The organism is Phenylobacterium sp. (assembly GCF_046290725.1).
Classification (GTDB): Bacteria; Pseudomonadota; Alphaproteobacteria; order Caulobacterales; family Caulobacteraceae; genus Phenylobacterium.
The window spans coordinates 984,883-1,008,777 of the sequence record NZ_JBKBUH010000002.1 but is presented as its reverse complement, the minus strand read 5'-3'; the positions used below and the strand labels follow the sequence as shown (position 1 = coordinate 1,008,777).

General features: G+C 69.9%; 23 protein-coding genes and 1 tRNA gene. 14 read left to right on the top strand and 10 right to left on the bottom strand.

Annotated features, from left to right (window positions below; genetic code table 11):
* Nucleotides 1-94 precede the first annotated feature (94 nt).
* From ACK41C_RS16245 to ACK41C_RS16230, 4 genes are all read right to left on the bottom strand, one after another.
* A complete protein-coding gene (locus tag ACK41C_RS16245) occupies nt 95-763 on the bottom strand; it encodes a glutathione S-transferase family protein (RefSeq protein ID WP_409656338.1) in 669 nt (222 codons plus the stop codon).
* Nucleotides 764-890: 127 nt separating this feature from the next.
* A complete protein-coding gene (locus ACK41C_RS16240; RefSeq protein ID WP_409656336.1) occupies nt 891-1,682 on the bottom strand; it encodes an enoyl-CoA hydratase/isomerase in 792 nt (263 codons plus the stop codon).
* 83 nt (nt 1,683-1,765) lie between these two features.
* The gene (locus ACK41C_RS16235) at nt 1,766-2,821 is read right to left on the bottom strand and encodes a GGDEF domain-containing protein (protein WP_409656334.1); all 1,056 of its coding nucleotides are present in this window, start codon (nt 2,819-2,821) and stop codon (nt 1,766-1,768) included.
* 103 nt (nt 2,822-2,924) lie between these two features.
* Nucleotides 2,925-4,385 carry a DEAD/DEAH box helicase gene (locus tag ACK41C_RS16230; RefSeq protein ID WP_409656332.1) on the bottom strand — a complete coding sequence of 487 codons (1,461 nt, stop codon included), beginning with the start codon at nt 4,383-4,385 and terminating at the stop codon, nt 2,925-2,927.
* A 144-nt stretch (nt 4,386-4,529) separates the two neighbouring features.
* Between ACK41C_RS16230 and ACK41C_RS16225 the strand changes: the two genes are divergently transcribed.
* Nucleotides 4,530-4,778: a hypothetical protein gene (locus tag ACK41C_RS16225; RefSeq protein WP_409656330.1), complete on the top strand. Its 249-nt coding sequence runs from the start codon at nt 4,530-4,532 to the stop codon at nt 4,776-4,778.
* On the opposite strand, the gene ACK41C_RS16220 is transcribed toward ACK41C_RS16225, so the two are convergent.
* Nucleotides 4,763-5,170 (bottom strand): hypothetical protein, encoded by a 408-nt coding sequence (locus tag ACK41C_RS16220; protein WP_409656328.1) that lies wholly within the window; start codon nt 5,168-5,170, stop codon nt 4,763-4,765. The genes ACK41C_RS16225 and ACK41C_RS16220 overlap by 16 nt on opposite strands.
* A 53-nt stretch (nt 5,171-5,223) precedes the next feature.
* A complete protein-coding gene (gene parE / locus ACK41C_RS16215) occupies nt 5,224-7,278 on the bottom strand; it encodes a DNA topoisomerase IV subunit B (RefSeq protein WP_409656326.1) in 2,055 nt (684 codons plus the stop codon).
* A gap of 147 nt (nt 7,279-7,425) precedes the next feature.
* On the opposite strand from parE, the gene ACK41C_RS16210 reads away from it, so the two are divergent.
* The 4 genes from ACK41C_RS16210 to ACK41C_RS16195 are packed head-to-tail and all read left to right on the top strand — an operon-like array spanning nt 7,426 to nt 9,856.
* Nucleotides 7,426-8,013, top strand: a complete 588-nt coding sequence (locus tag ACK41C_RS16210; RefSeq protein ID WP_409656325.1) for a TetR/AcrR family transcriptional regulator — start codon at nt 7,426-7,428, stop codon at nt 8,011-8,013.
* Nucleotides 8,010-8,450 carry a methyltransferase family protein gene (locus ACK41C_RS16205; RefSeq protein WP_409656323.1) on the top strand — a complete coding sequence of 147 codons (441 nt, stop codon included), beginning with the start codon at nt 8,010-8,012 and terminating at the stop codon, nt 8,448-8,450. Before ACK41C_RS16210 ends, ACK41C_RS16205 begins: the two co-directional genes overlap by 4 nt.
* Nucleotides 8,451-8,483: 33 nt before the next feature.
* Nucleotides 8,484-9,476 (top strand): Gfo/Idh/MocA family protein, encoded by a 993-nt coding sequence (locus tag ACK41C_RS16200; protein WP_409656321.1) that lies wholly within the window; start codon nt 8,484-8,486, stop codon nt 9,474-9,476.
* The gene (locus ACK41C_RS16195; protein WP_409656319.1) at nt 9,473-9,856 is read left to right on the top strand and encodes a hypothetical protein; all 384 of its coding nucleotides are present in this window, start codon (nt 9,473-9,475) and stop codon (nt 9,854-9,856) included. The genes ACK41C_RS16200 and ACK41C_RS16195 overlap by 4 nt, the downstream gene beginning before the upstream one ends.
* 50 nt (nt 9,857-9,906) lie before the next feature.
* Here the strand turns inward: ACK41C_RS16195 and ACK41C_RS16190 are convergent, their stop codons facing one another.
* On the bottom strand, nt 9,907-12,231 hold the full coding sequence (locus ACK41C_RS16190; RefSeq protein WP_409656317.1) for a penicillin acylase family protein: 2,325 nt from the start codon (nt 12,229-12,231) through the stop codon (nt 9,907-9,909).
* A gap of 184 nt (nt 12,232-12,415) precedes the next feature.
* Between ACK41C_RS16190 and ACK41C_RS16185 the strand changes: the two genes are divergently transcribed.
* Nucleotides 12,416-12,634, top strand: coding sequence for a hypothetical protein (locus ACK41C_RS16185; RefSeq protein WP_409656315.1), 219 nt, complete (start codon nt 12,416-12,418; stop codon nt 12,632-12,634).
* 73 nt (nt 12,635-12,707) lie between these two features.
* Here the strand turns inward: ACK41C_RS16185 and glnA are convergent, their stop codons facing one another.
* Both glnA and ACK41C_RS16175 read right to left on the bottom strand, forming a co-directional pair.
* The gene (gene glnA / locus ACK41C_RS16180; RefSeq protein WP_409656313.1) at nt 12,708-14,117 is read right to left on the bottom strand and encodes a type I glutamate--ammonia ligase; all 1,410 of its coding nucleotides are present in this window, start codon (nt 14,115-14,117) and stop codon (nt 12,708-12,710) included.
* Nucleotides 14,118-14,155: 38 nt separating this feature from the next.
* The gene (locus ACK41C_RS16175) at nt 14,156-14,494 is read right to left on the bottom strand and encodes a P-II family nitrogen regulator (RefSeq protein WP_409656311.1); all 339 of its coding nucleotides are present in this window, start codon (nt 14,492-14,494) and stop codon (nt 14,156-14,158) included.
* Between the two features lie 236 nt (nt 14,495-14,730).
* Between ACK41C_RS16175 and ACK41C_RS16170 the strand changes: the two genes are divergently transcribed.
* From ACK41C_RS16170 to ACK41C_RS16150, 5 genes are all read left to right on the top strand, one after another.
* Nucleotides 14,731-16,266, top strand: a complete 1,536-nt coding sequence (locus ACK41C_RS16170; RefSeq protein WP_409656309.1) for an acetyl-CoA acetyltransferase — start codon at nt 14,731-14,733, stop codon at nt 16,264-16,266.
* Between the two features lie 6 nt (nt 16,267-16,272).
* A complete protein-coding gene (locus tag ACK41C_RS16165; protein WP_409656307.1) occupies nt 16,273-16,842 on the top strand; it encodes a histidine phosphatase family protein in 570 nt (189 codons plus the stop codon).
* 53 nt (nt 16,843-16,895) lie between these two features.
* Entirely contained in the window at nt 16,896-18,314 is a 1,419-nt protein-coding gene (locus ACK41C_RS16160; RefSeq protein WP_409656692.1) for an NAD(P)H-hydrate dehydratase, read from the top strand.
* 233 nt (nt 18,315-18,547) lie between these two features.
* Entirely contained in the window at nt 18,548-19,168 is a 621-nt protein-coding gene (locus tag ACK41C_RS16155) for a LysE family translocator (RefSeq protein WP_409656305.1), read from the top strand.
* 41 nt (nt 19,169-19,209) lie between these two features.
* Entirely contained in the window at nt 19,210-19,533 is a 324-nt protein-coding gene (locus tag ACK41C_RS16150; RefSeq protein ID WP_409656303.1) for a hypothetical protein, read from the top strand.
* 3 nt (nt 19,534-19,536) lie between these two features.
* Here ACK41C_RS16150 and ACK41C_RS16145 read toward each other — a convergent pair whose 3' ends face one another.
* Nucleotides 19,537-21,225 carry a hypothetical protein gene (locus ACK41C_RS16145; RefSeq protein WP_409656301.1) on the bottom strand — a complete coding sequence of 563 codons (1,689 nt, stop codon included), beginning with the start codon at nt 21,223-21,225 and terminating at the stop codon, nt 19,537-19,539.
* A 154-nt stretch (nt 21,226-21,379) separates the two neighbouring features.
* On the opposite strand from ACK41C_RS16145, the gene ACK41C_RS16140 reads away from it, so the two are divergent.
* The 3 genes from ACK41C_RS16140 to ACK41C_RS16130 all read left to right on the top strand — a co-directional run bounded on the left by ACK41C_RS16140 (nt 21,380) and on the right by ACK41C_RS16130 (nt 23,768).
* Nucleotides 21,380-21,464 (top strand) — tRNA-Leu (locus ACK41C_RS16140).
* Nucleotides 21,465-21,633: 169 nt separating this feature from the next.
* Nucleotides 21,634-22,992 (top strand): trigger factor, encoded by a 1,359-nt coding sequence (tig, locus tag ACK41C_RS16135; protein ID WP_409656690.1) that lies wholly within the window; start codon nt 21,634-21,636, stop codon nt 22,990-22,992.
* A 164-nt stretch (nt 22,993-23,156) separates the two neighbouring features.
* Complete coding sequence (locus ACK41C_RS16130) at nt 23,157-23,768, top strand: ATP-dependent Clp protease proteolytic subunit (protein WP_409656299.1); 612 nt, start codon at nt 23,157-23,159, stop codon at nt 23,766-23,768.
* The last annotated feature ends 127 nt before the right edge of the window (nt 23,769-23,895 follow it).

Genomic DNA, 23,895 nt, shown 5'->3' with positions numbered 1-23,895 from the left:
GGGCTTAAGGCTGAGGTTCTCAAGGCCGACGTTGGATTCCCTTCACTGCCTTACGTGGAGTTGGCTCCGAGGAATCGACCTAACGTCACCCCCCTCAATCCGCATAAGCATAAGGCCCGCCCTTCTCCAGCGCGCGCCGATACGCCGGCCGGGCGTGGATCTTGTCGAGGAAGGCCTTGACGTGCGGGCGGCCTTCCAGGGCGCCGCCGCGGCTGGCGGCGGCTTCCAGGGGGAAGCTCATCATGATGTCGGCGGCGGAGAAGTCGGGGCCGGCGAACCATTCGGACTTGGAAAGCTCGGCCTCCCAATAGTCGGCGTGGGCCTTGAGCTGGGGGTCGATGAAGCTCGACTGGGCGCGGCCGGCGATGGCGCCGACCAGGCCCTTCAGCAGGAAGGGCACGCCGGTGGCCAGGCGCATGAAGACCAGCTTCAGGAGCAGGGGCGGCATGGCCGAGCCCTCCGCATAGTGCAGCCAGTAGGCGAGGCGGGCGCGCTCCGGCGTTCCGGCCGGCGGGGCCAGGCGGCCGCCGGCGTGGCGCTCCAGGATCCATTCGACGATGGCGCCGGTCTCGGCCACGGTGACGCCGTCGTCGACGATCACCGGCGACTTGCCGAGCGGGTGGACGGCGCGCAGCTCCGGCGGGGCCAGCATGGTCTTCGGATCGCGGCTGTAGGCCTTGATCTCGTAAGGGACGCCGAGCTCTTCGAGCAGCCACAGGACGCGCTGGGAGCGCGAATGCTCCAGGTGATGGACGGTGATCATGCCGATTGCTTACAGTGTAAGCGCGTGGCCGGCAAGAACGCGGTTCGACGGGTTCTAGATTCAAAAGTTTGAGCGCGTTCTGATCGCAAAACCGGGTCCCACTTTTGCGGAACGCGCTCTAAGAGGCTCAGCGGCCGGTGAAGGCGGCGGGGCGCTTCTGCAGGAAGGCGATCACGCCCTCGCGGCTGTCGTCGGTGCGGCCGGCGTCGCGCTGAGTCATGCGCTCGGCGTGGAGCTGGGCGTCCCATTCGGCGTCGAGGCTGTCCCAGATCAGCTTGCGGATGGCGCCCAGCGCCCAGGGGCCGGCGGCGAGGTTGCGGGCGAACTCCAGCGCCGTGGGCATCAGCTGGTCGTCGGGGACGCAGCGGTTGACGAGGCCCCATTGCGCGGCGGTGGCGGCCGGCACCTTCTCGCCCATCAGGGCCATCTCCATGGCGCGCGCCTTGCCCACCAGGCGGGGCAGGAGATAGGTCGAGCCGCCGTCGGGCACCAGGCCGATGCGGCGGAAGGCCTGCATGAAATAGGCGCTCTCCGAGGCCACGATGATGTCGCCCATCAGGGCCAGCGAACAGCCGACCCCCGCGGCGGGGCCGTTCACCGCCGTGACGATGGGGATGGGGGAGTCGCGCAGGGCCTTCATGAAGGGGTTGTAGACGCTCTCCAGGGCCGCGCCGGCGTCGCGTTCGGCCGGATCGGCGGGGGCGGGCGCATCGGCCCGGCCGGAGAGGTTGGCGCCGGAGCAGAAGCCGCGGCCCTCGCCGGTGATGACCAGGCAGCGGACCTTGGACTTCAGGTCCTCGAAGGCGCGGGCGAGCTCGTCCATCAGGTCGAGGCCGGCGGCGTTGAGGGTGGCCGGGTCGGAGAGGGTGATGACGCCGACGCCGTCCTCGACCGAGGTCTTGATCTTGGAATAGGCCATGGTGTCCTCCCGCCTGCGTGTCTTCCGGCGAGACTAAACCGTTCTGCCCTCGCGTCAGGCTAGAGCAAAAATCGGGCGGCCGATCAGGCGGCGTTGGCCATGGCCTCGGCGTTGGTCACGCGGTTGCGGCCGCTGCGCTTGGAGACGTAGAGGGCGCGGTCGGCGCGCTCCATGACCGCCATGCCGGCCTCGCCCGTGCGGCGCTGGGCCAGGCCTGCCGAGACGGTGATGGCGCCCAGGTCGTCGTTGGTGGAGCGGCGCTTGAGCATGCGCGAGGCGACCTCGTCGCGGATCTCCTCCAGAACGGCGGCGGCGGCCTCGGCGTCCTCGCCCGGGAAGATCACGGCGAACTCCTCGCCGCCGTAGCGGGCGGCGAAGCGGGGCGGGGCGCCCACGCGGCCGATGACGCTGGCCACGTAGCGGATCACCTGGTCGCCCGTCTGATGGCCCCAGGTGTCGTTGAAGTTCTTGAAGAAGTCGATGTCGATGACGGCCAGCGTCAGGCTGGCGCCGGCGGCGTCGGCCTCGGCGCAGGCGCGCTCCAGCTCCTCGTCGAAGGCCTTGCGGTTGGCGAGGTTGGTGAGCCCGTCGGTGGTGGCGTCGCGGCGGACCTGCTCCAGGTGGGCGCGCAGCTTGGCGACCTCGGCGGTGGAATCGGCCAGGCGCTTCTCCAGCGACCTGTTCTCGCGCTGGACGCGGCGGGTGGCGGTGGACAGCGTCTCGACCACGGCCTTGAGATCGGAGGCCGACTGTTCGGGCGAGAGGGACTTCGAGGCGCCGGCCAGCGTCTGGCTGTAGGCCTCGTTGGACTTCTGGGCCGTCTCGATGGCGCGGGAGACGGCCAGCAGCTCCTTGTTGAGCGCATCGCCCGCGTCGCGGATCTGCTCGTTCAGCCGCGCCTTGGGCAGGAAGGTGGCCGCCAGCTCGTCGGCCAGGTTGTCGGTGAAGGCCTCGCCGACCGAGATCAGCCGGGTGATCTCGCGCGCCAGCGGGGAATCGGGGGCGGCGACCACATAGGTCCAGAGTTCGTAATTGGTGGGCGTCGGCCAGACGCTGTTGGCCTCCATGGCCTCCAGCGCCTTGCGGGCGAGGTCGTAGGCGCCTGGCCCGCGCAGCTTGAGTTCAACGTCCCCCGACATCTTGTCCCCCATTTCGAGAACGGCGTTACGCCCGATTCTCGAGCTCGGGAAAAGACGTTAGAGGCGAGAGTCAAACGAGCCGTTAAAGCACGGCCCCGAAAGCCTATTTCGTCTCGCTGGTCTTGGGGACGCCGCGCAGCAGGAAGGCCGGGACGTCGCCGCCGAAGCCCTTCACGGCGCGGTCCTCGCGATCCTCGCGCTCGGGGCGGGGGCTGCGGCGCGGCGCCTCGGCGCGGGCGGGCGGCACAGGCTTGGGTTCCTCGGGCTTGGGGCGGCTGCGGGGCGCGGGCCTTTCCGGCGGCGCGGCCTCTGCGGCGGGCGCGGCCTCCTCGCGGGGCTTGCGCTCGCGGCCGCCGCGGGCGGGGCGTTCGCTGCGGCCGCGTCCGCCGCGGCCTTCGCGCGGCTGGTCCTTGATGGCGGCGAAGTCGACGCCCTCCAGCACCACCTCTTCGGGGGTCTTGCCGATCAGCTTGAGCACCTTGTCGATGTTCTTGGCGTCGGCGGGGGTGACGATCATGTAGGTCTTGCCCGACCGTCCGGCGCGGCCGGTGCGGCCGATGCGGTGCACATAGTCGTCGGCATGGTGCGGGACGTCGTAGTTGAACACGTGGCTGACGTCGGGCACGTCCAGGCCGCGGGCGGCGACGTCGGAGGCGCAGAGCAGCTTCAGCTCGCCCTTGCGGAAGGCGTCGAGGGTGCGCATCCGCGTCGCCTGGTCGAGGTCGCCGTGGATCGCCGCGGCGTCGAAGCCGTGGGTCTTCAGCGACTTGGCGACGATGTCCACCTCGGACTTGCGGTTGCAGAAGACGATGCCGTTGCGCACGTCGTCGGCGCCGATCAGCATCCGCAGCGCGGTCCGCTTGGCCTTGGGGTCGGAGGTGGGCAGCCGCACCATGTACTGGCTGATGGTCTCGGCGGTGGTGGCGGGCCGCGCCACCTCGATCCGCACCGGATCGTTCAGGAACTGCTTGGTGAGCCGGGTGATCTCCGGCGGCATGGTGGCCGAGAAGAACAGGGTCTGCTTCTTGGCCGGGGTCAGCTTGAAGATCCGCTCGATGTCCGGGATGAAGCCCATGTCGAGCATCCGGTCGGCCTCGTCGACCACCAGGATCTGCACGCCGGTGAGCAGCAGCTTGCCGCGCTCGAAATGGTCGAGCAGGCGGCCCGGCGTGGCGATCAGCACGTCCACCCCGCGGTCGAGCTTCATCTCCTGGTCGCCGAAGGAGACGCCGCCGATCAGCAGCGCCCAGGAGAGCGTGCGCTTCTGGCCCTTGGCGTAGCGCTCGAAGGAGGCGGCGACCTGGTCGGCCAGCTCGCGCGTCGGGGCGATGACCAGCGAGCGCGGCATGCGGGCCTTGGAGCGGCCCTGGCCCAGGCGGTCGATCATCGGCAGGGTGAAGGCCGCTGTCTTGCCGGTGCCGGTCTGGGCGATGCCCAGCACGTCGCGGCCCTGCAAGGCCACGGGGATGGCCTGGGCCTGGATCGGCGTGGCGGTGGTGTAGCCCGTTTGGGCCACGGCCTGAAGCGTCTCGGGCGACAGGCCCAGTTCGGAAAATTCGGTCATCGGGTGCAATGAAGGCGGCAGGCCCGCCCCGAGGAGGCTTGCGAACCGCGGCGGCGCGGCGGCGATCGCCACGCGCCGCGGAAAATACGGCGTGACCGCAGCAAGTCAACGCATTGCAGGTCCGCCGGCGGAGATAGACTTCGCATGGCTCTGGTCCCGTTCATGGGCAGATCAGTGCGGCCGCTGCACGAGATTGATCTGGATGAAGCCGCGGAACACCTGCTGGTGACGCCGCGGCGGACGCTGGAGAGCCTCGTCTTCCCGGCGGGCGCGCCAGCGGAGGAAGCCCACGGCCGGGGCGGCGGCGGCCCGCGCCAGGCGACGGCCGAGGCCGGGACGCCACGCCGGCGGCATGACCGTGAGCGCGCCGCCGGGGTTCAGAGGCCCGGCTGAGGGGCGGGGGTCGGCTTTTTTTTTGACGCGTCGTCGGGCGCGGTCCAATCGATCTCGCGCCGGGCCGACCCGGTCTGGAGCGCATCGGCGAAGGAGCGAGCGGCTTCGCCCAGCGCTTGGGCGAAGATCGAGGCGCCGGCGGCGACTTCAGGGGCCTCTTCCTCGGCCGCGTGCTTGGCCCTCGCGGCGAACTGTCGGGTGGCCGAGCCGCGCTTGGCCTCGTGGGCGGCTAGGGCGCCGCCGGCGGCTGTCATGAGTGCGCCGGCCAGCAGCTCCTGGCCCCTGGGCGAGGCGAGCAGGGCGCCCAACCGCCCGCGGCGCACATTCTTGGGCACCTTCACCCGGGCGATCCGCTTGGGCAGGTGGTTCTTCTTGGCTTTCTTCTTGGCCATGGGCGGGACTCCTGTCGGTCAGGAGAACGCGGCCAGCCAAGCCTGCGTTCCGATCAGACGTCGAGGTCGGCGGCGGCGAACTCGGCGTTTTCCTGGATGAAGCGGAAGCGCAGCTCGGGTTTGCGGCCCATGAGCGCCTCGACCAGCTCCTCCACGGTCTCCTCGGCCCGCGGCAGGGTGACCCGGGCGAGCGTGCGCCGGGCCGGGTCCATGGTGGTCTCCTTCAACTGAGCGGGCATCATCTCGCCCAGGCCCTTGAAGCGGCCGATCTCCGGCTTCTTGCCCTTGAACTCGGTGGCCAGCAGCTCCTCGCGGTGCGCATCGTCGCGGGCGTAGATGGTCTTGCCGCCGTGGCTGATGCGGTAGAGCGGAGGCAGGGCGAGATAGAGGCGGCCCGACCGGATCAGGTCCGGCATGGTCCGGTAGAAGAAGGTGATCAGCAGCGAGGCGATGTGGGCGCCGTCGACGTCGGCGTCGGTCATGATCACCACGCGCTCGTAGCGCAGGTCCTCTTCCTTGAACTTCTTGCCCGGCTGGACGCCGAGCGCGAGCATCAGGTCGGAGAGCTCCTTGTTCTGACCCATCTTGTCGAGCGTGGCGGACGCCACGTTCAGGATCTTGCCGCGCAGGGGCAGGATCGCCTGGGTGCGGCGGTCGCGGGCCTGCTTGGCCGAGCCGCCGGCCGAGTCGCCCTCCACCAGGAAGATCTCGGTGCCGTCGGTGGCCTGGCCGGAACAGTCGGCGAGCTTGCCGGGCAGGCGCAGCTTGCGGGTAGCCGAGGCGCGGGCCACCTCCTTCTCGCGCCGGCGCTTCAGCCGCTCCTCGGCGCGATCGATGACGAACTGGAGGAGGGCGCTGGCGGCCTTGGGCTGGGCGGTCAGCCAGTGGTCGAAAGGATCGCGCAGGGCGTTCTCAACCAGGCGCTGGGCCTCGGAGGAGGAAAGCTTTTCCTTGGTCTGGCCCTGGAATTCCGGATTGGCGATGAACACGCTGACCAGGGCGCCGGCCTGGGCGACCACGTCCTCGGCGGTGATCAGGCCGCCGCGTTTCTCGCCAGTAAGCTCGGCATACTGCTTGAGGCCGCGGGTCAGGGCGGCGCGCAGGCCGGCCTCGTGCGTGCCGCCCTCCGGCGTCGGCACGGTGTTGCAGTAGGACTGCATGAAGCCGTCGGCCTCGCCGAAGCCGGCCGGCGTCCAGGTGACCGCCCATTCGACCTTGCCGGTCTCGCCCGGACGCTCGTAGCGGCCGGCGAAGGGTTCGGGCGTGACCGTCTCGATCCCCTTGGCCCGCTCGGCCAGGAAGTCGGCCAGGCCGTTGGGGAAGCGGAACACCGCCTCGGCCGGCGTCTGGTCCTGGATGCGCGAGGGATCGCAGCTCCAGCGGATCTCCACCCCGCCGAACAGATAGGCCTTGGAGCGAGCCATGCGGTAGAGCCGCGCGGGCCGGAAGGCCGCCCCTTCGCCAAAGATCTGCTCGTCGGGCTTGAAGGCGATGGCCGTGCCCTTCTTGCGCGTCGGCTGGCCCTTCTCGATGGAGCCCAGCGGCTTGCCGCGGCTGAAAGCCTGACGCCATTCGAAGCCGTCCTTCCAGGCGGTGACCTCGACATGCTCCGACAGGGCGTTGACCACCGAGACGCCGACGCCGTGCAGGCCGCCGGAGGTCTCATAGGCCTTGCCCGAGAACTTACCGCCCGAGTGCAGGACGGTCATGATCACTTCCAGGGCCGACTTGCCCGGATGCTTCGGGTGCGGGTCGACCGGGATGCCCCGGCCGTCGTCCTTCACCGTCAGCCGGCCTTCGGCGTCCAGCCGCACCTCGATGACCTTGGCGTGGCCGGCCACGGCTTCGTCCATGGCGTTGTCCAGCACCTCGGCGAACAGGTGGTGAAGGGCGCGCTCGTCGGTGCCGCCGATGTACATGCCCGGCCGCTTGCGGACCGGCTCCAGGCCTTCGAGGACCTCGATGTCCTTGGCCGAATAGCCGGAGCCCTTCACCCCCAGCACGGCGGGGTCGGGACGCGGCTCGTGGCTCTCGGCCAGCGGGGCGGCCGGCGCCGGGTTGAGCGCGTCGTCGAACAGGGAAGCTTGGGCGGTGGCCTTGGAGGACATGATCCGGGGAGGGTGCGTCGATTCGAGGAGGCCCGGTATGAATCGCAAGCGCCGGCAAATCAATGCGACCTCTCGCGGCCTGCGTCCGCCCTTGTCAATCGACCGGCGGTCGATTATCTATCGACCAAGAGTCGATAGGAGGTCTGAGTGGCGCGGCGGCGGCTGGACCCGGAAACCCGGCGGGAAGAGATTCTGGCGGCGGCGGAGCGGCTGCTGATCCGCGACGGCGCGGCCGTGCGCGTGGAGGACGTGGCGGTCGAGGCGGGGGCGGGCAAGGGCACCTTCTTCCACTACTTCCCGAGCTGGGACGATCTTCTGGAAGCCGTGCGCACACGCACCTACGCCCGGTTCGACGCGCACTACCAACTGCCGACCGAAGTGGACGGGCCGATCGACTGGCTGCAGGTGATGGACGACGTCTCCGCGGCCTTCGTCAGTTTCACCCTGGGTCAGGAACGGCTGCACGACGTGCTCTTCCACTCGGACTTCGCCCGGAGACGGCCGGCTGCGGACGACGCCGTGCGCCGGGTGGCCGCCATCCTGCGCGCCGCCCAGGAGGCCGGCGCCTTCGCCGACCTCGATCCCGAGCCGACCGCCCGGCTGGTGTTCGCCCTCGTCCACGAGGCGGCCGACGCCGTGGGCGAAGGCGCCGACCGCGACCGCACCCTGGCGGCGCTGAGCGTCATGCTGCGGCGGGCGCTCGCCGCCGACCGGCCGCAAGGAGAGCCGAAATGAGAATCCTGCCGCCCGCCCTGACGCTCCTTCTGCTGGTCGCGATGGTCGCGGCGCGCTTCGCAGCGCCGGGCCCGATCCTGCTGCCGGTCCCCTGGAACGGGGCGGGGCTCGCACCGCTGGTGCTGGGGCTGTGGCTGCTGGTGGCGGGCTCGGGGACCTTCCGGCGGGTGAGGACCAACATCAACGCCTTCCGCGATCCCGACGTGCTGGTGACGGAAGGGGTGTTCCGGATCAGCCGCAACCCGATGTACCTGGGCTTCACCTTGCTGCTGCTGGGCGCGGCCCTGCTGCTGGGGACCGCAACGCCGCTGGCCGGGCCGATCCTGTTCGCCCTTGTCGCCGACCTCTGGTACATCCGGTTCGAGGAACGGGCCATGCGCCGACGGTTCGGCGCGGCCTACGAGGCCTATGCGCGGAAGGTGAGGCGCTGGATCTGACGCCCCGCTCCCGCCGCCGAGGGAGGTGAAGCGATGTCGGCCGAACCGCTCCGCATCGGAATCCTGGGCGCGGCCAGGATCGCGCCGCTCGCCCTGATCTCGCCGGCCCGGGCGACGGGCGCGGCCCGGGCGGTGGCGGTGGCCGCCCGCGATGCGGACCGGGCGCGGAGCTTCGCCGAGGCGCACGACCTTCCCATCGTCGCCGACGACTACGAGGCCCTGATCCGCCATCCCGAGGTCGAGGCGATCTATGTCGCCCTGCCGCCTGCCCGCCATGCGGAGATGACCTTGGCGGCGCTGGAGGCCGGCAAGCCGGTGCTGTGCGAAAAGCCCTTCGCCATGGACGCCGCCCAGGCCCGCGAGATGACGGAGGCGGCCGAGGCTCGCGGCCTGGTGCTGATGGAGGCCTTCCACTATCGCTACCACCCCCTGTTCGACCGGGTGTTGGAGATCGCCGCCAGCGGCGAGATCGGACCGGTCCGGCGGATCGTGGCGGCGTTCCGCACCTCCATCGCCGCCACGCCGCGGGAGCTGAGATACGATCCGGCGCTCGGCGGCGGCGCCCTGATGGATCTCGGAACCTATTGCATCCACTGGTGCCGGGCGGTGGCCGGCGGCGAGCCGAGGGTGACCCGCGCCACGGCGATGATCGGAGAGACCGGCGTCGACATCTCCACCCACGCCAATCTCGCTTTCGAAGGCGGGGTGACCGGACACATCGACTGCGACATGGCCAGCCCAAGCCACGCCTGCCTGGAGATCGAGGGCCAGGAGGGGCGGATCAAGGCGACCAATCCGCTGGCCCCGCAGCTGGGGCACCTGATCGAGGTGGAGGGACTGGACGGCGCTCGGCGCGAAACCTGCACCCGCGATCCCACCTACGATTTCCAGCTGCGCGCCTTCGTCGCCGCCGTGCAGGGCGGCCGGCCGCCGATCACTAGCGGGCTGGACAGCGTGCGGCAGATGGCGGCGCTGGACGCGGTGAGGGCGGCGGTCCGGCAGGTCGCCGAAGGCGTGCGCGCATGACCAGGGATCAGGTGCTCAAACTCGTCGAACGCATCGGTTCCGCGTTGAGCGCCGGCGACGCCAAGACTCTCGCCGGGCTTTGGGACATGCCCGCCCTGCTGCTCGCCGATCAGGGCGCCCGCCCGGTGACGGCGCGCGAGGAGGTGGAGGCCTTCTTCGAGCAGGCCATCGCCGACTACCGCAGCCGCGGAATCTTCGGGACCCGCGGCGAACTGAACGGCTTCGAGCCCTTGAGCGAGCGACTGGCCTGGGCGGACATCACCTGGCCCAACCTCGATGCGGAGGGAAGGGCGACCGGCGGCGAGCGTTCGTTCTACCTGGTGCGCCTGGGCGAAGACGGTCAGGCCCGCATCCAGGCGGCCCTGTCGCGGACCGCCTAGGATTCCGGCCGCGCCGTCCGCCCCCCGAAAGGGACGGATCTAGGACCCGCTCAGTCCTCCTTCAGCTTCAGGGGCGGGCCCAGGGCCTCTGCTTCGATGTCCTTGCGGTGGAACGGCAGGCGATGCCAGCCTTCCTCGGCGTAGAGTCTGGTCTGGTCGCCGTAATAGGGCGAAGCGGGGTCGGTGGACTGGGAGTAGGACAGCACCGCATCGGCGACAGGGCCAGCCCGGTCGAAGGTCACCACCTGGATGTAGCTGGAGCCGTGATAGGGGACGTAGCCGGCGGCGGCGGGGTTGAACCGCGCCTGCTGGGCGTTGAGCACGCCGTGCGAGCCCTCGCCGCCATGGACCGGGATCTTCGCCTCGCCTCGGACGGCGAAGTGGACGTCGCCCCAGCGGGCGTCGAGGGCCATGTTCTGGGCCTGCAAGGTGTCCACAGCGGCGGCCATGGCCTCCAGGATCTTTGCGGCGGAGGCTTCGTCGGTCTTCAGGCCGCGCGGCGTGCCGACCGGGTCGGCCGGATCGAAGGGGACGGCGAAGACCTCGGGTATCTTCTCGGCGTTGCGCCAGAATTCGTAGAAGAGGTGCGCGCCGTGGCTGTCGGCGTCGACCCGGCGGTCCCAGCGGGCCAGCGTCTCGCGGGCTGGCCCCACGTTGGGGATGCGCCCGTCCTCGCGCCGCACCTGCGGCGCGGCGCGACAGAGGGTGAGCGCGTCGTCCAGGTAGAGGTCGGCGGCCAGGACCTTGTTCCAGAAGAGCAGGGTCTTGACCTTGGCGGCGTCGAACTTGCGGCCGGGAAGGCCGTCCTCGCCCGCGAGCCGGCGCTCGATCTCCATCAGGCCCGAGCGGGTGCGCAGGTTCTGGGCGATCCCGGTCGGGCCGACGATCGGCGCGGCGGCGGCCATGGGCGCGCGGCCGTTGGAGAGCCAGTAGCTGTCGTTGCTGTTCTGGACGTAGTCGGTGCGGACGAGGGACGGCATGGCCGCCGCGGGCATGAGACCCGGATCGGGCGTGCCGGCCGCCGCCTCCCAGTCGCAGGCGGCGCGCGAGCCGTCGAGCACATAGATGCGGCTGGCCGCGGCCAGCCGCGCGGCGGCGGGACTGGGGGCGCAGGCGGCGAGCTTTTCGGCCGTGACGTTCGGCGTGGCGGTGATGTCGGCATAGAGGGCGCGGCCGGCGCGGTCGGCGGCGATGGTGTTGACCCAGGGAATGCCGAGGGTCTCGGAGATCGCCGTCCTCACTTCCTCCACCGAGCGCGCCGTCGCAATGCGCAGCCAGGTGTCCCCGGAGCGGGTGTTGGCCTTGTTGGCGTCCTTCAGCGCATAGGCCTTCTCGCTCGTCCAGGCGAGGCCGGCCTGGGGCATGACCACCAGCGGGCCGTAGATGGAGGTGTAGTAGGTGCGGGCCTGAGGCCCTTCCGGCGTCTCGACCGTCACCGTCCGCCGCCCCATGGCGTGGCGCTGGCCGTCGACGAAATAGGCGGTGGGATCGGCTGGGTCGAGGGCTAGCTCGAAGAGGGTGAAATGGCGGTCGGTGGACACTGTATGCGTCCAGGCCACGTCCTTGTTGAAGCCGATCGACATCCCCGGCGCGCCGGCGATGGTCACGCCCATGGCGTCGTACCTGCCGGGGATCGTCAGATGGATCTCGTAGAAGCGGTTGGTCGTCTCCCACGGGAAATGCGGGTTGCCGAGCAGGAGGCCCGAGCGGTTCTCGGTGACGTCGCGTCCGAAGGCCCAGCCGTTGGAGCCGAGGCCGAAGGCGAGGGCCTCGGTGGGCAGGCCGAGTTCTGCGGCCTTGGACGCGGCGGCCGGCGGGGCCGCGGCGTTGGTCTGACGCAGCCACGCTCCGCCGCTGGCCTGGATCATCCGCTCCTCGTTGAGGCGCAGCATGTCGTCGACCGTGATGGGGCGCACCCAGGCGGCGTCGCGGCAGGCGGCGGGGCGCTCGCCGGGCGGCGTGTCCTTCAGGTAGCGGTTGAAGCCGGCGACATAGCCTTCGACCAGGGCGCGGTAGTCGGCCGAGGCCTGGGCGAAGCCGGCCCGCAGCGGCTCGATCTCGAGATGGGCGCGGAAGAAGGCGTCGCTTTCCGGGTTCGGGATGTCCTGGAAAGCCACCGTGGTGGTCGCCGCCGAGCCGAAATGCTTCGACCGCTCGCCGTTCACCGTGACGATCTTGTCGGCGATCAGGCAGAGATTGTCCTGGGCGTAGGCGTAGGCCTGGCCGTAGCCGAGGCCGCCGAAATCCGGGGCCGTCACATGGGGGACGCCGTACTTGGTGCGGACGATCTCGGCCTGATAGCCGGCGGCCGAGGCGCCGCCGGCGATTCCCGCCGCCGCGAAGGCCACAACGGCCCAGGCGCAAAGCCTCTTCATCTTTCCCCCCAGGAACTTCTTTTTCTGCCTCCCCGGGATCACGGCGGTTCGAACGGCGTTCGTCAATGGCGCGACACAGGCGCTCTTGCCAGCGGCGCGGTTTGGAGCGAGCTTGGCTTTGACGACGGAGCGCACGGCCTCATGGCCGGAGGACGGCTCCGCGTTCTTGGGAGGATATGACCGCATGCCGAACAGGCTGGTTTCCGATCGAATTCTTCGCGTGCCGCCGGAGGTGGTGAACGTCGCGGGCACCGCCGCGGCGATCTTCGCCGTGGTCGCCGCCGGGGCGGGCATCGTCTCGCTCCTGCCCGACCAGGCTTCGCCCTGGCTGGTCGCCTCGGCCTACGGGGCGCCGGCGGGCCTGGCCTTCCTGGCCTACTGGTGGATCGCCCAGAAGCTCTGAGGCGGGCGCGCAAAAAGAAGAAGGGCCGCGGAGCGATCCGCGGCCCTTTCGATTCCAGATCAGAACCGATCGATCAGCACTTGAAGTACATGTCGAATTCGACCGGGTGCGGGTGGAGCTGGAGGCGCATGACCTCTTCCATCTTCAGCTCGATGTAGGCGTCGATGAAGTCGTCGTCCATGACGCCGCCGGCCTTCAGGAAGGCACGGTCCTTGTCGAGGCTTTCGAGGGCTTCGCGCAGGCTGCCGCAGACTTCCGGGATCTTCTTCTGCTCGCGCGGCGGCAGGTCGTAGAGGTTCTTGTCGGCCGGGCCGCCCGGATCGATCTGGTTGATGATGCCGTCGAGGCCGGCCATCAGCAGGGCGACGAAGGTGAGGTAGGGGTTGCCCATCGGGTCGGGGAAGCGGGCTTCGATCCGCTTGGCCTTGGGCGAGTCCACGTGCGGGATGCGGATCGAGGCCGAGCGGTTGCGGGCCGAATAGGCCAGCTTCACCGGGGCTTCGTAGCCGGGCACCAGGCGCTTGTAGGAGTTGGTGGTGGAGTTCGAGAAGGCGTTGATCGCCTTGGCGTGCTTGATGATGCCGCCGATGTACCAGAGGCAGGTCTGGGAAAGGCCCGCATACTTGTCGCCGGCGAAGAGCGGCTTGCCGTCGTTCCAGATCGACTGGTGGACGTGCATGCCCGAGCCGTTGTCGGCGAACATCGGCTTGGCCATGAAGGTGGCCGTCTTGCCGTAGGCCGCGGCCACGTTGTGGATGACGTACTTATAGAGCTGCATCCGGTCGGCCATGGTCAGCAGATCGGCGAACTTCAGGCCGAGCTCGTGCTGGGCGGGGGCCACCTCGTGGTGGTGCTTTTCCGGCTGCATGCCGAGTTCGCCCATCACCGCCAGCATCTCGCCGCGCAGGTCCTGGCAGGAGTCGACCGGGTTCACCGGGAAGTAGCCGCCCTTCGGCCCCGGGCGATGGCCCATATTGCCTTCCGGATAGGCCTTGGCCGAGTTCACCGGCAGCTCGGTGGAGTCGAAGGAATAGCCGGTGTCGTGCGGCGCAGTGTTCCAGCGGACGTCGTCGAAGATGAAGAACTCGGCCTCGGGGCCGAAATAGACCGTGTCGCCGATGCCGGCCGACTTGACGTAGTTCAGCGCCGCCTTGGCGATGGAGCGCGGGTCGCGGTTGTAGGGCGTGCCGGTGTCGGGGTTCAGCACGTCGCAGAACAGGCACAGCGTGGTCTGCTGGTAGAAGGGATCGATATAGGCCGAGTTGAGGTCCGGCCGCAGCTTCATGTCGCTCTCGTTGATCGCCTTCCAGCCGGCGATGGACGAGCCGTCGAACATGGTGCCGTCGGTGAGGAACTCCTCGTCCACCAGATCGATGTCGAAGGTGACGTGCTGCATCTTCCCGCGCATGTCGGTGAAGCGGACGTCGACGTATTTGACGTCCTTTTCCTTGATCTGGTTCAGAATGTCCTTGGCGGTCGCCATTTGGATGATCCCCTTCGAATGAACGCGATGAATTTGGTCTAGACGGCTGCGGCGCCGGTCTCGCCGGTGCGGATGCGCAGGACGTCGGTGATTTCGGAGACGAAGATCTTGCCATCCCCGATCCGGCCGGTGCGGGCGGCGCCGACGATGGCCTCGAGCGCGGCCTCCAGCTGGCCGTCGGCGACCACCACCTCGATCTTGATCTTGGGCAGGAAGTCCACGACGTACTCCGCGCCGCGATAGAGCTCGGTGTGGCCCTTCTGGCGGCCGTAGCCCTTGGCTTCGATCACCGTCATGCCCTGGACGCCCAGCTCCTGCAGGGCCTCCTTCACCTCGTCGAGCTTGAACGGCTTGATGATGGCTTCGATCTTTTTCATGGACCCGACACGTACTCCCGGGCGGGGCGCGCCCCGCGGTCGAGGGCTACGAGCACGGTCCGCGGGAGCGTCACAAGGGCAGGGGCTTGCGGTTCCGTCGGGAGAGCGTGCGATCATCGCGAATGCCGCCTTCATGAGCAGGCGGCGCCCAAAAATCGAGCAGCGCCGAAAACGCCTCGTTACCGTCGGTTACGCGCGCTCTGCAGCGTCCGATCGAGGCCGGAAGGGGAGGGAAGATGGACGACGCCACGCCGGTTCTCATTGGAGCAGGCCAATTCACCTATCGGGGCGATCCGGCGAACTCGCCCTCGCCGACGCAGTTGCTGAAGATTGCGGCGGAACGGGCGGCGCGCGACGCCGGCCTTTCCGAAGGCGCCCTGGCGGGAATCGACGGCCTGGCGGTGGTCGGCTTCACCATCGACGCGCCCGGGGGCGGGCGCACCGTGCCCCATTCCACCAATCCGCCGGCGACGCTGGCGGCCCGGATCGGCGCCCAGCCCCGCTGGTCGGTCTATTCGCACATGGGCGGCAACACGCCCCAGCAGCTGGTCAACGTCGTCAGCGAGCGGATCGCCAAGGGCGAGACCGAGCTCGCCCTGATCGTCGGCTGCGAGTTCCTGGGCTCGGCGGTCAAGCGGATGACCAAGGGCTTCGGCTTCGACGACTGGGACGACGCCGAGGAGCTGCCGCCGCCCGAGCGGATCGGCGACCCGCGGCCCGGCGTCACGCCCTATGAGGCGCGACACGGCCTGGGCCGGCCGATCAACGTCTATCCGCTGTTCGAGAACGCGTTGCGGGCGCGGGACAAACGGTCGATCGCCGACCACCAGAAGCGGCTGGGCGAGCTGTTCGCGCCCTTCACCAAGGTGGCGGCGGCCAATCCCGAGGCCTGGTTCCCGGTCGAGCGGTCGGCCGACGAGCTGGTGACCGTGACCGACCGCAATCGCATGGTCGGCTTTCCCTACACCAAGTACCTGAACGCCATCATGGAGGTGGACCAGTCCGCCGGCGTGATCGTGGCCAGCGTGAAGAAGGCGCGCGAGCTGGGCGTGCCGGAAGACCGCTTCGTCTATCTGCACGGCTGCGCCGACGCCGCCGACCTCTGGTATCCGCTGGAGCGGCAGAACTTCCATTCCAGCCCGGCCATGCGCCTGACCGGCAAGCGCGCCCTGGAGATGGCCGGGGTCGGGCTCTCGGACATCGCCCACATCGACCTCTATTCCTGCTTCCCCGTCGCGGTGGAGATCGGGGCGGAGGAGCTGGGGCTGGCGCTGGATGATCCCCGCGGCCTGACCGTGACCGGCGGGCTGCCCTATATGGGCGGGCCGGGGAACAACTACGCCATGCACTCCATCGCGGTGATGATGGACCGGTTGCGCAAGGACCGCGGGGCTTACGGCCTGGTGACCGCCAACGGCTGGTTCCTGACCAAGCAGTCGACCGGGATCTATTCGACCACGCCGCCCAAGGCGCCGTTCGCGCGCGAGGATCCGGCGGTGATCCAGAGCCAGATCGACGCCTTGCCGCATCCGGAGATCGTGGAGAGCCCGAGCGGGTCCGCGACCATCGAGGCCTATACCGTGGTGCACGGGCGCGACGGCTACCTGATGGGGATCGTGGTCGGGCGCGACGCTGAGGGCCGCCGCTTCGTCGCCAATACGCCCACCGACGAGGCGACCCTTGCGGGCCTAGAGGCGCAGGAATCGGTTGGCCGGACGGGCCAAGTGCGGCAGACGGAGGATGGTCAGCGCAACCTCTTCGTCCCGGACTAGCCGCCCATGCCCCGCCTCTATCTGATCCGCCACGGAAAGCCCGCCGCCGTCTGGGGCGAGGCCGACGAGGATCCGGGGCTGGACGCGGCGGGGCAGGCCCAGGCGCGGGCGGCGCGGGACCATCTGCTGGCTCTGCCAGAGGCGCACCGTCCGCGACGGGTGGTCTCCTCGCCGCTTCGCCGGTGCCGGGAGACCGCCCTGCCCACCGCCGAGGCGCTGGGCGTGGAGGTGGAGATCGATCCGCGGGTGGGGGAAATCCCGACGCCTGCGACCCTGAGCGCCGCCGAGCGGCCGGCCTGGCTTCGTCAAGCGTTCCAGGGGCTGTGGCGCGAGATCCAGGGCGAGCTCGACTATGACGCCTGGCGGCGGGAGATCGTCGCGTCGCTGCACGCCCGCGGCGACACCGCCGTCTTCTCCCATTACGTGGCGATCAACGCCGTGGTCTCGCACCTGGCGGCCGACGACCGGGTGCTGGTCTTCCGGCCCGATCACGCTTCCATCACCACCCTTGAAACCGACGGAGCCGGCTTGACCCTGGTGGAACGGGGGCGCGAAGCCTCCACGGGCGTCCTCTAAAGCCAGCCGGTGGAGCGCCCGTGACCCCGCGCAGGATCCTCACCACGGCCGAGATGGCCGCGGCCGACCAGGCCGCCATCGCCGCCGGAACGCCCGGCGTGGAGCTGATGGAGCGCGCCGGCGCGGCCGTGGCCGATGCGATCGCCGAGCGGTTCTCGGTGCGGCCGGTCACCGTACTGTGCGGCCCCGGCAACAACGGCGGCGACGGCTATGTCGTCGCCCGCCTGCTGAAGGCCCGCGGCTGGCCGGTGGAGGTGCGGGCGCTCGCCCCGCCCGCGACATCCGACGCCAAGGCCATGGCGGCGCTCTGGGATGGCGGGCTTGCACCTTTCGAAGAGCCTCTGCACGCGCGCCTGTTCGTGGACGCCCTGTTTGGCGCCGGGCTGGCGCGGCCGCTTTCCGGCGAGGCGGCGGCCATGGCCGCGCATCTGGCCGCCCAGCCGCTCGATGTGGTGGCGATCGACGTCCCGAGCGGCGTTCCCGGCGACACCGGCCGGCCGGAGGGGCCGGCGGTCTGTGCGGGCCTTACCGTCACCTTCCACGCGAAGAAGCCGGGCCACGTGCTGGAGCCCGGGGCCGGCCTGTGCGGCGAGGTGGTGGTCGCCGACATCGGACTCGGGGAGCCTTCCGGCGACCTGTTCGAGAACGGCCCTGAGCTTTGGGCCGCCCGCTTCCCCTGGCCGACGGGCGCGTCGCACAAGCACGCGCGCGGGCGGATGGTGGTGGTCTCCGGTGAAGCCTGGAGCACAGGGGCGGCGCGGCTGGCGGCGCGGTCCGGCCTGCGCGTGGGGGCGGGGCTCGTCACCCTGCTGTCGCCGCCCGACGCCCTTTCGGTCAACGCCGCCCACCTGGAGGCGGTGATGCTGCGCCCCTTCGAAACCGACGCCGAACTGGCCCAGCTCGCCGCCGACGTGGACGCGGCGGTGATCGGCCCGGCCGCCGGCGTCAACGACCTGACCCTGATGAACGTGCTGGCGCTGGCGCGCACCGGCGCGGCCCTGGTGCTGGACGCCGACGCCATCACCGTCTTCCGCGACGATCCGGAGGAGCTGTTCTCGGTGCTGGACGTGGACGACGTGCTGACGCCGCATCCAGGGGAGTTCGAGCGGCTGTTCCCCGGCCTCATGGAAAGTTCGCCGACCCGCATCGAGGCCGCGCGGGCCGCCGCCCGCCAGGCCGACGCCATCGTGCTGCTGAAGGGCTTCGACACGGTGATCGCCGCCCCTGACGGCCGAGCGGCGGTGAACGTCAACGGCTCGCCCTGGCTGGCGACGGCGGGCTCGGGCGACGTGCTGGCCGGCCTGATCGGCGGGCTGGTCGCCCAGGGCATGGACAGCTTCGAGGCCGCCTGCGCCGCAGCCTGGATCCATGCGGAAGCCGCCGAGCTGCACGGACCGGGGCTGATCTCCGAGGACCTGCCGGGCCTCACGCCCGCCGTGCTGCGACGGCTCTACGACCTGCGTCTGGCCTGAAGCGGCCGGGGATGCTATGGCCGCGCTCATGACCGCGCTCTCCATCCGCGCCGCAGCCGCCGAGGCTATGGGCCGCCAGGTAACGGCCTGGCGGGCCGCCATGCGCGCGCCGGAGGGCGCCGGAAGCTAGGGTTATTCTCGACGACCTTCGACCTTCCTCGACCCCTCCCGCGACCGGAGGGGTTTTTCGTGTCCGCTCCGCGTCGCCGATTCCTTGAGCCAGGAGCCTCCCGATGACCTCCTTCACACCCGAACTCTTCGCGGCGCTGGCGCTGTTCGCCTTCGTCTCCTCGATTACGCCGGGGCCGAACAACACCATGCTGATGGCGTCCGGCGCCAATTTCGGCTTTCGGGCCACAGCGCCGCACCTGCTGGGCGTGGGGCTGGGATTCGGGGTGATGGTGGCCGCCGTCGGCCTGGGCTTGGGCGGGATCTTTGCAGCCTATCCGCAGCTGCACACGGTGCTCGCCGTGGCGGGCGCGGCCTATCTGCTCTGGCTAGCCTGGAAGATCGCCACCGCCCAGGGCCTGTCGGCGGGGCAGGGGAGCGGACGGCCCTTCACCTTTCTGCAGGCGGCCGCCTTTCAGTGGGTCAATCCGAAAGCCTGGGCCATGGCCCTCGGCGCGGTGACCGCCTATGCGCCGCGGGAGAACTATGTGGCCAACGTGCTGGTGGTCTCGGCGGTCTTCCTGGCGGTCAACCTGCCCTGCGTCGCCAGCTGGACCGGATTCGGCGTCGCCCTTCGACGGTTCCTGGAGCGGCCGGCGGCGCTGCGGGCGTTCAATATCGGGATGGCCCTGCTGCTGGCGGCGTCCTTGATTCCCGTCGTTCTGGGGCTGCTGGGCGGCGGGTGAGCCGGCTTTTCGAGGACGGGCGGCCAAGGTAGGTTTGCGCCATGTCGAGGAACACCCTTCACGTGGCGCTCGCCCTGACGCCGGCCCTGGCGCTTGGCCTGGCCCTCGCCGGCTGCTCGGTGGACGACCTGCGCGCCCGGGCCGAAACGGTTCGGGTCCAGGCCGAAGGCATCGGGACGCGGATCGAAGAGGCGCGGTCGGACCAGCTGCTGGCCGAGAGCGGGGGAATGGGCGGCGTCGAGGCGATCCGCCCGCCCGGCGAAGGGGAGGGCGAGGCCGGCGGCGAGGAAAAGGCGGCCCAGGCCAAGGCCGCGCCGAGACCGCAGAGCCAGCCGCCCGTGGTGGTCTATCTGCCGGCGCAGTAGGCCCTATCCGACCTCGCGGCGTCCGATCTCGCAGGCGCGGCCGTCTTGCGCCAGGCCGTAGGCGACCACCTCGCCCTGCGGGGGCTCGAGGACGCCGATCCAGCCCGCTCCTTCGGCGCCCGGCCGGCGCAGGGCCTTCAACACGTCCGGGCGGGCGGCGTGGCCCAGCGCGATCCCGACGACCCGCCCGGTCGAATCGACCAGGGCGACATGGTCGAACGCCTCGCCCTGGCGGCGGTCCCAACCCCAGCCGTGAGCGCGCCAGGCCGCGCCTTCAGGTGCGGGTTCGAGGCTGTCGAGCCGACCGCGGCAGGCTCCCCCTTCGGCGACCGGAAGCGTCAGGGGGCGGCCGACCGCGATAGCGGGCGTCGCGGCGTAGGGGCCCAGGCGCTGCTCGCGCATGAAGGGGGTCAGCGCCTGGATGACCTCCGGATCGGGGAACAGCGCCTGCAGGGCCTGCGGGTCCTCGACCTCGCCCACGATCGCGCTCGATCCCGCCAGCACCCGATCGTGCGTCCGGAAGAGATGGTCCATGGCCTTCGGCTGCAGGTCGAGAAGAACGGCCAGCCCCGCCGCCGCCGCGAAGGCCACGGCGGCCTGCAGCCGCGGGCGCGGCGCCTGGGCGAGGGTGAGCATCCAGTACACCGCCTGGGCCGCCCAGAAATGCGCGACCGGCGTCGCATAGCGGGGGGCGAGCGCCTGCTCGACGCCGAAGCTGAGGCGGCCGAGCGCCGTCAGCCCCGCCGTCATGCCCACGAAGACGACAATGCCCAGCATGGCGGCGCGGGGCGCGTCGGGCCGGGGCGCCCGCAGGAGCACAAGGGCCATGGCCGCAGCGCCGAGCGCGCCCGCCAGCCCCGCCGCGAGGGCCGTTCGCGGGCCGCCCCCGCTCCAGACGTTGCCGAGATAGGTGAGGACGTAGCGCACATAGTCGACCGGGCGCTCCAGGGCGAAGCGGGCGGGAGAGTGCGCCTCGACCGGCTGGTAGCCCTTCAGGTAGATCGCCAGCAGCAGGGCGGTCGCCGCCAGGGCGAGGCCGGCCACCGCCGGCCGGCCGCGGACCAGGAGCACGACCGCAGCCATCGCCAGGCCCGCGGTCAATCCGTTCGAGAGGCTGAACGCAGCCACCGTCAGGAGGGCGAACGCCCCGCCCAGCGCAGGCCAGCGCACGCCGTCGGGATCGAGCCCGCCACGGCAGAACAGCCAGATCGCCCAGCCGGCCGCGGCGAAGACCCCGACGAACTGCACCTGGAAACCCCAGAAGAAGTTCTCCCACTGGGTCAGGCTGAACATCAGCCCGCAGGCCAGCGCGGCGGCGAGCAGGCCCGGCAGACCCGTCCGGCGCAGGTCCGCGGCGCGGAGGTAGAGGGCGGCGGCGGCGGCCTGGACGGCGCCGATCGCCACGAGGTTGAGGATGTTGCGCCCCTGGAACCAGGCGAAGTCGGCGAGGAAGACCAGGCGCGGGAAGACCAGCCGATGTTCGTTGTGCTGGGCGAAGAGCAGGGCGGGATCGAAACCCTGTTCCCGGATGACCCGCCAGAGGTGCACCGAACCCCATTGGTCGTGAAAGGGCGTGGGGGAATAGGCCAGCGCCACCGCCCACACCGACCAGCCGGCGAGCAGCACAACCACCGCGCCAGCGGCGAGCTGCACCGCCAACCGCAGGCGAACCGCAAGCGTCCGAAGATCCATCCCGCTCCCCTGGCCGCGGGCACCCCCTTCGGTGGAGGGCCGTTGCATGATCCGGCGCGCCTTACGGTGGAGCTAAGGCGATTTTGCGACCCCTTCGTGCGCCGATTGTAACGCTTGCCGGTGCGTCGGCATCCGGTGTACCGCATCGGCCGTTGCGGGTGTGGCGGAACTGGTAGACGCACTGGATTTAGGTTCCAGCGCCGCAAGGCGTGGAGGTTCGAGTCCTCTCGCCCGCACCAACAGGGTTCGCGGCCGCCGCGGGGCCGCTGTTTGCGCTTGGACTGTCCGAAGGCCCGTGACATAAGGGCGCCCGCTCGCCGCCGCCCAGCCGGCGGCGCTCATCTTTTCAGCCGAAGGCGGACCGAACCGCGCGCCAGGCGCGCGGGGGGCCGAAGAACAAGAATGTCGATGCAGATCGTTGAAAAGTCCGGCGAAGGCCTGAGCCGCGTCTATGGCGTCACCGTGCCGGCGGCCGACCTGAACGACCGGCTCGAGGCGCGGATCACCGAGATCACGCCGCAGCTCAACATCAAGGGCTTCCGCCCGGGCAAGGTGCCGCCGGCCCATGTGCGCCGCCTGCACGGCAAGGCGCTGATGGCCGAGGTGGTCCAGGAGGCCATCAACGAATCCAGCCAGAAGGTGCTGGAGGAGAACAACATCCGCCCGGCCGGCGAGCCGGACCTGAAGCCCGAGGGCGACATCGAGAAGGTCATCGAAGGCAAGGCCGACCTGGCCTTCGAACTGGCCGTCGAGGTGATGCCGGACTTCCAGCCGACCGACCTCGCCTCCATCGAGCTGAAGCGCCCGGTCTATGAGCCGACCGAGGCCGAAGTGGACGAGGCGGTGAAGGAACTGGCCGGCCAGGCCAAGACCTACGAGCCCCGCAAGGGCAAGAGCGTGAAGGCCAAGGACGGCGACCAGCTGGTCATCGACTTCGTCGGCCGGATCGACGGCGAGGCCTTCGAAGGCGGCACGGCCAGCGACACCGAGCTGGTGCTGGGCTCGGGACGGTTCATCCCCGGCTTCGAGGAGCAGCTGGTGGGCGCCAAGGCCGGCGACGCCGTGACCGTGAAGGTGAACTTCCCCGAGGATTATCAGGCGGCGAACCTGGCCGGGAAGGCCGCGGAATTCGAGACCACGGTCAAGGAAGTCCGCGCGCCGGTCGAGGCCGAGCCCGACGATGCGCTCGCCGAACGCCTGGGCGTCGAGAGCCTGGAGAAGCTGCGCGAGCTCCTGAAGGACAACCTGAAGAGCCAGTACGCCGGCGCCTCGCGCTTCAAGCTGAAGCGCGCCCTGCTCGACGTGCTCGATGCGCGCCACGACTTCCCGCTGCCGCCGAAGATGGTCGACGCCGAGTTCGCCTCCATCTGGAGCCAGGTCCAGCAGGACAAGGAGCAGGGGAACCTGCCGCCCGAGGACGCCGAAAAGTCCGAGGAGCAGCTGCAGACCGAGTACCGCAAGATCGCCGAGCGCCGCGTGCGCCTGGGGCTGGTGCTGGCCGAGATCGGCCGCGCCAACAATGTGCAGGTGACCGACCAGGAACTGGGCGAAGCCATGCGCGCCGAGGCCATGCGCTATGGCCCGCAGGCCCAGCAGGTGTTCGACTTCTTCCGCCAGAACCCCGGCGCCCAGGCGCAACTGCGCGCGCCGATCTTCGAGGACAAGGTGGTCGACCTGATCCTCGGCCAGGCCAAGGTCGAGGACGAGAAGGTCTCCAAGGAAGACCTCATGAAGGAAGACGAGATGCCGGAAGGCTACGGGGCCTAGGCGACAAGCTCATCCAGACGACAAAATCCCTCCCCGGCGCCGGGGAGGGATTTTTGTTTAGGACTATCGGTCACCTTGCATCCCACCCTCCGCCACGCGATATCGGAGGGGAGGCGGCTCCGCGGGCGGAGTCGGACAGAACACCGAAAAGAGGCATCCCCTAAATGCGTGACCCCATGACCGCGCTGAACCTCGTTCCCATGGTGGTGGAGCAGACCAGCCGCGGCGAGCGCGCCTTCGACATCTTCTCTCGCCTGCTGAAGGAGCGGGTGATCTTCCTGAACGGTCCGGTCGAGGACGGCATGTCGGCGCTGATCTGCGCCCAGCTGCTCTATCTCGAGGCCGAGAACCCGAAGAAGGAGATCCAGATGTACATCAACTCCCCCGGCGGAGTGGTGACGTCGGGCCTCGCGATCTACGACACCATGCAGTACATCAAGTCGCCGGTGGTGACGCTGTGCATGGGCATGGCCGCCTCGATGGGCTCGTTCCTGCTGATGGCCGGCGAGAAGGGCAACCGCATCGCCCTGCCCAACAGCCGCATCATGGTGCACCAGCCGTCGGGCGGCTATTCCGGCAAGGCCTCGGACATCGAGCGCCATGCCGAGGACATCATCAAGACCAAGCGCCGGCTGAACGAGATCTACGCCAAGCACACCGGGCGCACCTATGAGGAGGTCGAGGAGAAGCTCGACCGCGACACCTTCATGACCCCGGAAGAGGCCAAGGAATGGGGCCTCGTGGATCACGTCTACGAGACTCGCCAGGACGACTGATCCCGTCTCAGCCTATCGTTCTTCCTCCTCGGGGGAGGTCTTTCGCCCATGAAACCCTCCCCCCCCGCTTGTGGGAGGGGAAGGCGCGGCGCGGCATCGCCAGATGCCGCGCCCTCCCATGACGGGC